Annotated in this window: 14 protein-coding genes; all 14 read right to left on the bottom strand. The window is 44.4% G+C overall.

Annotated elements, in window-relative coordinates; genetic code table 11:
• Positions 1-709, bottom strand: a 709-nt coding sequence (locus ARB69_RS22000) for a F0F1 ATP synthase subunit A (protein ID WP_055154997.1), incomplete at its 3' end; no start/stop codon positions are given.
• On the bottom strand, positions 706-1062 hold the full coding sequence (locus ARB69_RS21995; protein ID WP_055154996.1) for a hypothetical protein: 357 nt from the start codon (positions 1060-1062) through the stop codon (positions 706-708). The genes ARB69_RS21995 and ARB69_RS22000, both read right to left, overlap by 4 nt.
• Positions 1063-1085: 23 nt before the next feature.
• The gene (locus ARB69_RS21990; protein ID WP_050640898.1) at positions 1086-1688 is read right to left on the bottom strand and encodes a DUF4125 family protein; all 603 of its coding nucleotides are present in this window, start codon (positions 1686-1688) and stop codon (positions 1086-1088) included.
• Between the two features lie 5 nt (positions 1689-1693).
• Complete coding sequence (locus tag ARB69_RS21985; RefSeq protein ID WP_055154995.1) at positions 1694-2707, bottom strand: DUF4037 domain-containing protein; 1014 nt, start codon at positions 2705-2707, stop codon at positions 1694-1696.
• On the bottom strand, positions 2704-3513 hold the full coding sequence (locus ARB69_RS21980; protein WP_050640900.1) for a tetratricopeptide repeat protein: 810 nt from the start codon (positions 3511-3513) through the stop codon (positions 2704-2706). The genes ARB69_RS21985 and ARB69_RS21980 overlap by 4 nt, the downstream gene beginning before the upstream one ends.
• Positions 3514-3547: 34 nt before the next feature.
• Positions 3548-4927, bottom strand: a complete 1380-nt coding sequence (locus tag ARB69_RS21975; protein WP_050640901.1) for an MATE family efflux transporter — start codon at positions 4925-4927, stop codon at positions 3548-3550.
• 22 nt (positions 4928-4949) lie between these two features.
• Positions 4950-5348, bottom strand: a complete 399-nt coding sequence (locus ARB69_RS21970; RefSeq protein WP_050640902.1) for a pyridoxamine 5'-phosphate oxidase family protein — start codon at positions 5346-5348, stop codon at positions 4950-4952.
• Between the two features lie 16 nt (positions 5349-5364).
• Positions 5365-5661: a hypothetical protein gene (locus ARB69_RS21965; protein WP_050640903.1), complete on the bottom strand. Its 297-nt coding sequence runs from the start codon at positions 5659-5661 to the stop codon at positions 5365-5367.
• Between the two features lie 26 nt (positions 5662-5687).
• On the bottom strand, positions 5688-6284 hold the full coding sequence (locus tag ARB69_RS21960; protein WP_050640904.1) for a response regulator transcription factor: 597 nt from the start codon (positions 6282-6284) through the stop codon (positions 5688-5690).
• Positions 6285-6409: 125 nt separating this feature from the next.
• A complete protein-coding gene (locus tag ARB69_RS21955) occupies positions 6410-7129 on the bottom strand; it encodes a YczE/YyaS/YitT family protein (RefSeq protein WP_050640905.1) in 720 nt (239 codons plus the stop codon).
• A gap of 2 nt (positions 7130-7131) precedes the next feature.
• A complete protein-coding gene (locus ARB69_RS21950; protein ID WP_050640906.1) occupies positions 7132-8079 on the bottom strand; it encodes a glycyl-radical enzyme activating protein in 948 nt (315 codons plus the stop codon).
• Positions 8080-8121: 42 nt separating this feature from the next.
• Positions 8122-10596 (bottom strand): pyruvate formate lyase family protein, encoded by a 2475-nt coding sequence (locus ARB69_RS21945; RefSeq protein WP_050640907.1) that lies wholly within the window; start codon positions 10594-10596, stop codon positions 8122-8124.
• A 309-nt stretch (positions 10597-10905) separates the two neighbouring features.
• Positions 10906-11097, bottom strand: coding sequence for a hypothetical protein (locus ARB69_RS21940; RefSeq protein WP_050640908.1), 192 nt, complete (start codon positions 11095-11097; stop codon positions 10906-10908).
• Positions 11090-11830 (bottom strand): RNA polymerase sporulation sigma factor SigE, encoded by a 741-nt coding sequence (sigE, locus tag ARB69_RS21935; protein WP_025655694.1) that lies wholly within the window; start codon positions 11828-11830, stop codon positions 11090-11092. Before sigE ends, ARB69_RS21940 begins: the two co-directional genes overlap by 8 nt.

Genomic DNA, 11830 nt, shown 5'->3' with positions numbered 1-11830 from the left:
ACATTATTTTGACTGCTGCACCGAGGTTTATCACGGTCAGCGTGGTAAATATGTACGTTTGGATTAACGGTTCCCCGATATCAAAGATCGCATTCAGCGGCAGTACTGTAACCGCACGCAGAAATGGCACCGTCGTGATCATGTTGCTCAAAAACGTCATCAGGTGCATCCACAGTTCGATGACAATATACCCGCCCAGAATATTTCCGAAAAGCCGGAGCCCCAGGGAGATCGGTAATGTACACTCCTCCAGGATCTTCAGCGGGAACATGAACGGATACGGGTCACACATTTCTTTGAGTTTCCCCTTTACTCCATGCACCCGGATGGAGTTACACAGGATCATCAGGAACGTCAGTCCTGACAGTGCAAACGCCACATTTAAGTCCGCCGTAATCGGGCGGATTCCGAACATCCCAAGGCAGCTCGCACAGAATACGAACCCAAGGATACTCCCCACATAGGGCGCATAGGACTTGTTCTCCTTCCCCATGTTGTTCTCCGTAAACTTATACACCCAGCCCACGATGAATTCCGCCAATATCTGTTTCCCTTTCGGCACCGTCTTCAGCCCGCTTCCGAGCCAGATCCCCAGCACCGCCAGTATCACGGCGATCACGAGTCCAAACAATGTACTCTCTGTGATAAACAGCTTTCCCTCTCCGAAGCCCAATATAATCCGGGCGCCGAGTTCTTCCACGTTTATCATTGTTTTTTTACTCCTCCTATTCCATATACGATGAAAATAGCCAGCGATAAGCCTAAGATTCCTGCTGCATACATCAGCACCGCCGCCCTCCCGGCCCTCATGGACACGTACGCGGCTGCGATATAGAGCAGGTAACGGAAAAGAAATATCTGGACAACATAAATATTCCTGACACCCAGCAGCCGGCCTACCGCTAATTTTAATAAGTAGTAATTAGCAAAGGCGGCTGCGGATCCCAGAAGCAGCCCAGTCATGGCCTTATATCCGGTTCCGCATAGGATACCGATTATCCCGGCCACTATAATATAAAGAATATAGATAGCTGCTAACTTCCCGCTCTTATTGTCACTCATTCCCATTTTCCTTTTGCTGACAGCTATTCCATTCTCTCTTCGATATCAGAAATTGACCCATACCCGTACATCCGTGTCGTGTTCTCCCTGATAAGAGACGCCAGGTTTCTATTCTGAGCAACGCACTCCTGAACATATTGAGAATACAGCTTTTCTGTGTTTTCACCGTAGGAATACAATTCCCCTCTTTGATACGTCTCTATAGAGGTTTGGCCCGGTGCCTCCTGACATGCACGGATCGGACGCCCCCGCCGTGCGTATTCAGGATGTTCCTGCTCAAATTCTTCCGCCCATTTTACATGTGCAGCAACCGTTTCATCCACGCGCATTTTCCGCTCATCAGAAATTACGGGAAGAACTTTTTTTAATTTTTCGAACTCTTCAGGCGCCGTACTTTCCATCATATACGCATACTTTGCAAACAACAGATTCCTGCCCTCTTCACGGGCTTTGCACAAATCATCGTAATAACTGTCCAATATCTCCTGCGGCCAAACAAGGAACTGACTTTTTCTCATAATATAGAAGGTTTTCCAGTCATCCTGGCAGGATGCCCTTCCGCCCTGATTGTTTACCTTTTGAAACTGTCTCCATTCCTCTTCGACTATTTCTCTTATATTACTCATAATTTTTACCCCATAAGTACCGGTAATGACCGAATCCGCTTATCCTGAATACGGGTCATCACTGCATAGGCATGTTCCTCGAGATAATCCGATGTACTGCTGCTTATTCCTTGGCTCCACAGTTCCTCTCTTACTAAATCCGCTATCTGCTCCACCATATCAACCATCGGATCTTCCCTGTTCAGTTTATACCGGCACTCTTTCCATTTACCCGAATCCCAGTGACTAACGTCCAAAGCCCCAGCCGCCATATTCTTCAAAAGATCTTTGACCTTGCCAAGCTTTGGCAGTTGTTCCATGCCTCTCCACATCCATTTATAATATGGACAATAAACACGATTCAGAAGAAACACCAGAGATATGGCATTTCTCATGAATTCGTCCAGAGCAAATTTTGCTGCCACAACATCGTGTCTCCACATCATACGTGCATAATTGCACTGTCCGGAATGCGCCATCTTGACTGCACAGGCTGCAATCTTTTTCAGCCTGATGTCTTCTGGATAATAATTGAGAAGCTTCTCACGTATTTCAGTAAACATGCCCAGATTATCCTCGAACACCTCTCCGTTCGTCGCTACAGCAAAATAATGTTCTGGAATCCGGAGCCAGTCTGTCAAGTTTTCCGGGACTATATCCCGGGTAAGAAATTTTTGATAAAAGCCCTCGATCTCCAGAATTCCCCGGCGCCCCGCAGACTGTTCTCTAATCAGGTTTGCGCTGACGCTTTTATATTCTTTCGGAAGTGCATCATAGATCTCAGACATGCTCTCCCTGACCTCGGTATATATATTTCTTGGAAACCATACACAAAAAGACGGTCCATAATCATGATCCATGGAAATCTGATCGTCAAAACCAAAGCACTCTGACCCTTCTCCAACCAGACCGACCGCCGCTTTTTCCATATACTCGGGAAACAATTCCATCAAAATGGGTTTACCGACATTTTCATAATATTCCCGTGACAAATCCAGGCCTTTCATCTCAACTTCTAATCCGCTCAACTGGCTCATCATTTTTTTTCTCCGTTCAGCAAAGCCTGAACGCCCTTATAATTCCGCTCCAGACGCTCATAGTCTGCATTTTTGCCATAATACTTCATTGTCTCATTCATTGCCTTCTCGTACATGTCCAGCGATTCCTGCAGATCCTTCTTCAGATAAGCAATATACGCCTTCATGGCCAATACACTGCAATAATGAGCACTATCTCCCTTTCCCTCAAAAAGCTTTAATGCTTCGTCCACACATGCATCCGCCTTTGCAACATCAGGCACTTCACTTCTCAATAACACGCCGGCCAGATTGCTGTAAGCGGCTGCACACTCATCCCAAACTTCCGGAATCGTCTTCAGCACGTCGATCGCCTTCTCACAATACCGCATGGCATCTTCACTTTTTCCGAGCTCCAAATATGCCACTGACATGTTGTTATATAAGGCGCCTCCACGGTACTCTTTTTCCAGTCCTTGTTTGCTGTAAGTCTCTTCCACCTGCTGATAAAGTAACAATGCTTCCTTAGGCTTACCGGCAGCCCGATAGACATTCGCTACATTCAGATAAGTAGTAATTCCTTCTGCACTGTCTCCTACCGCATACTCTTCTGTAATCTGTATTGCCCTGAATGCGTAATCCCACGCTTTACCAAGCTGGCTTATGCCGCGGTAATACCCCATCAATTCATTGATGATAGAAAGCTCCACCTTCCATTCTTCCTGATTCTGTGCCAGAACAGCCTTTCCCTCAAGAAATGCTGCGGCCTCCGCATGTTTTCCTTCGGCAAATAGTGCATCCGATTTTTCAAGTATTTCTTTAATTACCATCCTTCTTCCTCCCTTTATATCATAAGCTATATTTTCAGCTTACTTTTTTACTTAGCAATTCCTCTTTGTTCATAGCCCGATAGAAACATCTATGATATACGAACAATGCTCCGATAAAACAAATTAACTCTGTAGTTGGCTGGCCGCTTGCCACACCTTTCATAGCAAAAAGTGAATTTAAAAGGAATGTGATCGGAATATTGAATACAAGCTGCCGGATTGCGAGCATAATCAGTGAATATTGCCATTTCCCTACGGCCTGGCATAATGTACTTACCAGCAGTACAATTGCCATAAATGGTGTACAGAGCATATATTTACGCATAATCTGAACACCAGCCTCTATTGTAGCCGCATCATTGATGAATATCTTAATGATACCTGCACTGAATATCAGAGAAAGTATCATAATTGCCCAAGCAAGTATTTCTGTGATAAGGAATGCACATTTGTTAACACTCCGTACTCGCTTGAAGTTCTTGGCTCCGTAATTGTATCCGATTAGAGGCAGTACTCCCTGTGCTACGCCATGAACCGTATAAATGGAGATAAAACTGATTCGGTTAACAACGCCCCAGCCTGCTACTGCTGCATCGCCATACAAAGAATAAAGTGAGGTCTGTATGATACATCCTGTAGCACCGAGTACGGTCAAACAACCTGACGGCAGCCCGACCAGTATCACATCTTTTATCAGCTTCCAGGACACACCACCCGGGAATGGTTTCAATGTTATATAAGAAGTCTCACGTATCCGGATATAAACAACGATCAGGAAAATCAGCGATACACAATTAGAAATCAGTGTAGCCACAGCCGCACCCGCAACTCCCATATCTGCTCCGAAGATAAAGATCGGATCAAGGATACAGTTTAACAGGCCACCCAGCATAAGCCCGCTGCTTGCTGACTTTGCATGTCCTTCTGCACGCAGAAGATTGCTCATAACAATAGAAAGGACAGTAGGAATGCCGCCAATAACAAACACGATCAGCATGTATACAGATGCTGAATCATAAGACTGTGCGCTGGCTCCTGCCACGTAAAGAAGCGGTTTCTCCAGTATTTGGAATATGACGCATACCACAGCCATAAATACAAGGCTGCCCCAGAACCCATGAGAAGAGGCTTTTGATACCCGGTCATAGTCCTTTTCTCCAAGCGCCCGTGACATGACGCTGTTCGTACCAACTCCCCAGAGGCTTGAGAAAGCATTCAGGAACTGATAGTACGGAAATGCCACTGTAAGTCCAGCGAGCTGCGAAGGATTATTTAACATACCGACAAAAAGTGTGTCCGCCAGGCTGTAGATAATTGTAATAAGTGTGCTGGCAAGCGAAGGAACAACAAATTTAGCCACCGCCTGCGGTACAGGAAGTACCTCAAATACTTCCTTATTCACTTCTTTTGCCATTTAGAAGACTTCCTTTCCGAAATCATTTCCAGCGGCTGTATTCACCCGTCAGAGAAAAATATTCCACACTGTCAAGAACCAGGTAACGTGCCCCAACAGTCTCTTCCGTATAAGTTGCTTTTACAACCGGACATTCCATAGCCTTGGCAATGACGTCTTTGTCTGTCACCTTCTGTGCTGTCCCCTTGATACGCAGCCATGTCTCTGGTGTGCTGGCGCAAATCTCAAAATCCGGTTTTGCATCTATCTGCTTTGCCATGGCCTTTGTTGTGCTGATCGCAAGAATCAGCTCGTCTTTTATCTCTTCTATGTATGCGAGAGGCCGAACCCTTGGCATTCCATCTTCCGTTGTAGCAAAGAAGAAGAACCCCGCCTCACTTATAAACTTCAGTATCTTTTGATTTAATTCCTTTTTTTCCATAACTAATCCTCCAAAATTAGAAATATCTTTCACGGACATCAATGGATTTGCGAGTTGTCAGAACTGGTATATCCCCCGCCGCATCTATTGTTATAATCTCCGCAAGCTGCATAAGATCTTTGTCTACAAAAAAAACATACCCGGATTCCATCGAAATCACATCGTTCGGTTCCGACGAACCAGGAACAAGTCGAAGCTCATCCCGGCATGCATTGCAAGTAGGTTTGATATGCTGGATTTTAAATTTTGTCTGTCCTTTGGATCCAAAAGTTGTCTCCAACATCTTCTTCCCTTCTTTGGTTATCTTAATCATACAATGTCCTCCTTTTCGAAATCTCTTTAAAACACAAGATGAATTTTGGATTTCTGAGAACCAACCATTTCCAGTGCTAGTGCCACTGCTGCAGACCGGCTTCGTACTCCCATGCTGTCAAATATATTAGAAAGATGTTTTTTGACTGTACTAACACTCAGATTCAGTATGTAGGCAATATCGCCATTGCTCTTGCCCTGGCAGAGCCAATACATTACTTCCGCCTCGCGTTCCGTAAGTCCATGTCCTTTTAATATTTCCATGTCTGATTCTTTTTCTGGTATTGGCTTAATAATTCTCGATGCTTCTGTGCTGCCGGTTTCCATGATCGTATCACAAAAATAGGCATAATTTTTCCCAATAAGCCATAAATCCTGTCGTTCTCTTGCATCCCAGAATTGATCAAACATATCTCCATTCTGGAAATGCATCGTAACGATACGGGTTAGTGGTTTCTCGGAAAAAACTGCCTGATTAAACTCAACTGGTCTATTATTCTCATCTAAAATCAGTTTATTGAGAAATACAGCACCTACCGTGTTTGACAGTTCTTCGACTGCCGGCACAATATCGCTAAAATAACGCTTTGGTAACATTATCTGATTATGTGCAATTAAAAACATACACGTTCCTCTCTCCCATTAAATCCAGATTAAATAGAAGCCACATCTCATCCAACACGTGGGGGGCTACCTCAGTGGCGGAAAATCTCTCCCCCAAGTGATAACCCCTCACTGCCATTTTTAAATTATTTTGCTGCCGCCGGCGCTTCGTCTAATTTTGGTTCAGCTTCCGGCTGTTTTCCCCATAAGAATACTTTTATCTTACTAAGGAGCAATTTTCTCCAGAAATTAAGCATCGTTCCTACGCCCAGAGCTGCGATAATCGTTCCAATCCAAATGCCCTGATAGCTGTGCAGGAATACTAAAGAAAGAATCAACGACGTTGCAACAATACATAAATCAAAAATTCTCTTTACATTGCCCAAAGGTTTCTTAACCAGCCAAGCAAATGCAACCGCCAAAGCATCAGGCGGAATAGCCATAATATCTGCTTCCAAATATGCCATCAATCCTAATCCAAGGATAATAACACCAACAATTATGAATACTAACTGGATATACCATTTATCCGGTGTTCCAAGCGGCGAAATCAACCACTTACTGAAATCAGTAAAATATCCAAACATAACAGCTGCCGGGAACTGCAGAATATAAATAGGTTTAAATTCCTTACGATAAACTATTGCTTCAATGATAATATAGCAGCCGTATGCAATCCACGTTCCTGTACCGACACTGATATTCAGGATTCTGCCGACTACATAAGGCAGCGTTGTGACTGGTGAAACACCAAAATTAGAATTAACGGCAAATGCAATACCGAGACTCATAATCCACAAACCAATCACATAGGTCAGCAAGCGCTTAATGCCCATTGGCTTGCCCAAAAACTTTACTTTACTCATTATTAGGAGTCCCCCTTTTCAGTTCCGCCTATCTTACAAATCAGGCCGTAAGACCTAAAAATGTCACGGATTACCTCCATACGCTCATCTGATGGGGATTCCACCTCTTCTCCCAATGGATATTCCCGTCCGAGACCTGTATACTTGCCCATTCCCATACGGTGATAGGGCAGGATATGAATCTCTCTGGCACCTATCTCTTTCGCATACCTAGCAGTCGCGTCCATGTTTTCGTCTGTATCATTCGCACCCGGAATAACCGGGATGCGAATGATTACTTCTGTATTCGTCTCATCCATAATTTTACGAAGATTATCCAGAATCAATTCATTGGATACTCCTGTCAGTTCCTTGTGGGCTACCGGATCCATATGCTTCACATCATAGAGCGCCAGATCCGTATATCGTAATACAGGTTCAAATTTATCCCATGCCACATATCCACAGGTCTCTATAGCTGTATGGATATAATTGTCCTGACATTCACTAAAAAGTTCTTCTAGAAATTCTGGATGCATCAAAGGCTCGCCGCCGGATACGGTAATTCCACCGCCGTTACTGAAGAACGGTTCATCATGTAAAATTACATCCATTACCTCATCGACTGTCATCGGTTTCCCGACCCTTTCGATTGCCGCTTCATAGCATGAATGCTCACACATATCCTGATCTTCACATGTTACGCAAACATCGTGATCAAAGATTGGGTTATCACCCAGCTTCTCCGGCAGCTTAACTGCTCCTTTGGTGCAAAAACTTACACAACGATAACAATGTACACAAGAGCTAGGGACATGGATAACATCGGATCTAAAAACCTGTGACTCCGGGTTTGCGCACCATTGACAGCTCAGCGGGCATCCCTTCAAAAATACGGTTGTCCTTACCCCAGGACCGTCCTGGATTGAAAATCCCTGGATATTAAATACAAGGGCTGTTAAATCACTCATAATCTCTCTCCCTATTGTTTATTTAAACATTGTAATCAAAATTTACCATGTCTGGCTGGTACGTGCAATAATCTCATCCTGTACAGCATCTGCCAGTGTTACGAAGTAAGCACTGAATCCTGCAACACGTACGATCAGGTCTTTGTTCTCTTCAGGAGCTGCCTTTGCTGCCAACAGTTTTTCCTGTGTTACACAGTTGAACTGTGCCTGGTATCCGCCTTCATCGAAGTATGTCTTCAGAAGAGTCAGGAATTTGTCGATATTCTCTTTACCGGTCAGGGCTGTTGGGTGGAACTTCATGTTAAAGTGAGTAGATCCATAAACTACCGGGTCAATCAATTTAACTGCAGAGTGGATAACTGCTGTCGGTCCACTTGTATCTGTTCCAGGTGTTGCGGAAAGTGTAGCATCCGTAAATGTCTCGCCTGCTTTTCTTCCATCCGGTGAAGCCCAGCTTCTCATACCAAATGGATAATGTCCTGTTACTGAGTAAGCAGAAGGTGTAATTGTCGGACGGCCCATGTAGTCAGGTCTGCGGTTATGGATTTCAGCGAAATCAGCATGTAACTGACGTCCAAGTAAATCTACATAATCATCATCGTTGCCGTACTTCGGAGCTTTCTTACACATGTTCTGGATATCTTCATATCCTTCCCAGTTAGCTGCAACTGCTTCAACAAGCTGTTTCATGGTGATTACTTTGTCATCATAAACAAGTTTCTTGATTGCTGCCAGACAGTTTGTTGTATCAACATTACCAGAGATACAGATTCCATCACCCCAGTTGTATCTAGCGCCACCGTCTACAACGTCCATACCTCTTGCAAGGCAGTCATATGTAACTGCGGAAAGCAGCGGACACGGGAAGTCTCTCATAACGTTCCACTCTAATGTAGAGATATCACGGCAGATAATTTCCCAATATTCATAATATTTCAATAACTGAGCATAGAAGTCATCCCATGTCTCACACTCGCAAGGATCGCCGTAAGCTGGTCCAATGCGTTTGCCGCTCTTGAAGTCAACGCCGTTTGAAAGCATGAATTCGAGAGGTTTGTACATATTGAAACGAGCTTCCCAAGCACCATCTGTGTAACCCGGAATAACGGACTGTACACAACCTGAAACAGCCTGGTTACGGATGTCTTCGATTGGGCCGTGCTCATGGAGCAGACGACGTTTCATAGCAACTTCCTGGCCATGGAATGATGGCTGTCCAATACCAGTAGCAACAAGTTCGGCACATTTAACAAGGAACCTGTGTGATAATTTATTGTGATACATACAAGCGAGAAGCGGTTCCGGACACTGTGCACGGCGCTGTGCTTCTACTACCAGATAATCAAGTTCATTTGTTCCGTCGTCGCCGGTCTTCGGATCAAGTCCGCCGATGGTCAGCTGCTGAGCGATACGGCTTGAGTTCCACAGAGCAAGCTCAGGTGACATAACGAAGTTCTGTGTATTAACTTTCAGGAACCAGAACTGGATTAAGTCGATAACTTCGTCGTCTGTGATACGTCCAGCATCGATATCATCTCTGTAGCAACGATACATATACTGTGGGAAACGAAGCGGTGCATGGTCAACTGTCATACACAGGTTCTGCCATCCGCCCATGGTGATGAACCACAGTGCCTGGATTGCTTCCTTGAATGTACGTGCCGGATTGCCTGGTACCCAATCACATGTCTCAGCCATTTCTTCTAACTCAGCCTTGCGTGCAGGATCAGTCTCAACTGCTGCTGCTTCTCTTGCTGCGTCTGCATAGCGATGTGCCTGAAGAATCAGAGCTTCACAAGAAATGATACAAGCCTCGTAGAATTCCCATTTCTTATAGTCAGGCATTGGAATCGTTGATTCATTGAATGTGTTTTCGTCAGGAACTTCACCAGCTAATGGGTCCGGACGGTCAACATTCCATATTTTCAATCTTGACTGATAGTCTTTACATTTTGCAATAATTGAATTTAAACCTTCATTAATAACTGTATCGTGATCCGGGAATGTTGTTGTACCCATATCATCGTCAAAGTTAAGGCCTACACCAACATCAATCAGTTCCTGAACATCAAGTCCGTAACGATCTTTAATAATCGGACGAACACGGTCTTTAACTGCATTTCCTACCCAGAACTCACCACATTTTCTGATGATCTCTTTTTCTTCTTCTGTTGCGATAGCTGAACCTCTCTGGAAAGCAAATTCATCGCGGTCAATTGCCCACTCAAACTCTCTGAACGGCTGGAAATAACTTCCGTATGTATAGTCTGTCAGATGTCCACAGATCGGATTGTCATCAATCCATACCTTTTTCTCGCGGCTTAAGCGGTCAAATACCATAGCTTTCAGCATGTTCGGGCTCTTTGTAAAGCCGTATTTCTGATAAATATCAGTCTCGATAATAAGTTTACGAGTATCAATGTGTGGCTCTGTAGCAAATAATTTTTCCTTTGCCGCTTTCAATCTCGGTGTTAAATCATCCCTCTTAGTGTAATTAAGTTTGATCTTTCTAGACATTCGTCTACCTCCTTTTGAAAATGTTAATACGTTTCTAACTGACTTAATAATAAACGAATATCTAGTTTTTCACCATACTACTTTCGGCTACTTTTTTTGTGTATATCGCCGGAAAATAATAAATATGCAAAAATGTTTTGTCAATTTTACACAAATAAATCCACCAAAGTACACTTGCCGAACCCTATACTTAAATATTATACATATTACGCCAAAAAATCAAGCAATACTAGTGAAATTTGCACATCTCCCATATCCGCCTCCCGTCAAAATAACACGCTTCATCAATAGCCGTCACACGGTTACTGTTCAGACCGTGCCGTGCCCCCCGCTGCACGGCATCGGAGCCGATAAAGTGATTGCCGCAGGGGATACAAATGTGGTCATCTGCCGGGCGTTCAGGGAAATGGAGCCGCTTATCCATTTTCCTGAAGCCCGGCAGATGACCACATTCGTATCCCCTGCGTCGCCCCCATCCTCATCTTGCCGACTTCTATTCATACCGCACCATCTCGCGTTTCAAGCGCTGCATGATTTTTTTCTCAAGCCGCGAGATATAGGACTGTGATATTCCCAGCAGATCCGCCACTTCTTTCTGTGTCTTTTCCTCGCCTTCCGGGTTATCGAGGCCAAAACGCATTTTTACGATCAGCTTTTCCCTGCTGGACAGCTTATTGATGGCTTTGATCAAAAGCTTTCTTTCCGCTTCGTTTTCCAGATCCTTATATATGGTATCCTCGTCCGTACCGAGAATGTCCGACAGCAGAAGTTCATTTCCGTCCCAGTCTACGTTGAGAGGCTCATCTATGGATACCTCCATCTTGGTTTTACTATTTCTGCGCAGGTACATGAGGATCTCATTTTCAATGCACCGGGATGCGTAGGTGGCCAGCTTGATTTTCTTCGTAGGGTTAAATGTATTGATGGCCTTGATCAGACCGATCGTCCCTATAGAAATCAGGTCTTCCACTCCGACTCCTGTATTGTCGAACTTTTTAGCTATGTAAACGACCAGACGGAGATTGTGCTCAATCAGAAGCTTTTTGGCTTCCTGGTCATACTCGGAACCGAGATGTTCTATCACTTCTGTTTCCCGTTCTGTCTCCAGCGGGGCCGGCAGCACCTCGGATCCTCCAATATAATGTATTTCTTTGTGGTTAGGGAAGAAAATGCTTCTGATGTCTGGTATTACTTTCAGTTTAAACTGCTGGGGTACTGCTACTTTTACAACCAT

Source organism: Faecalicatena contorta (assembly GCF_001404335.1).
Taxonomy (GTDB): domain Bacteria; phylum Bacillota; class Clostridia; order Lachnospirales; family Lachnospiraceae; genus Faecalicatena; species Faecalicatena contortus_B.
This window is presented reverse-complemented; position numbering and strand designations above follow the sequence as displayed.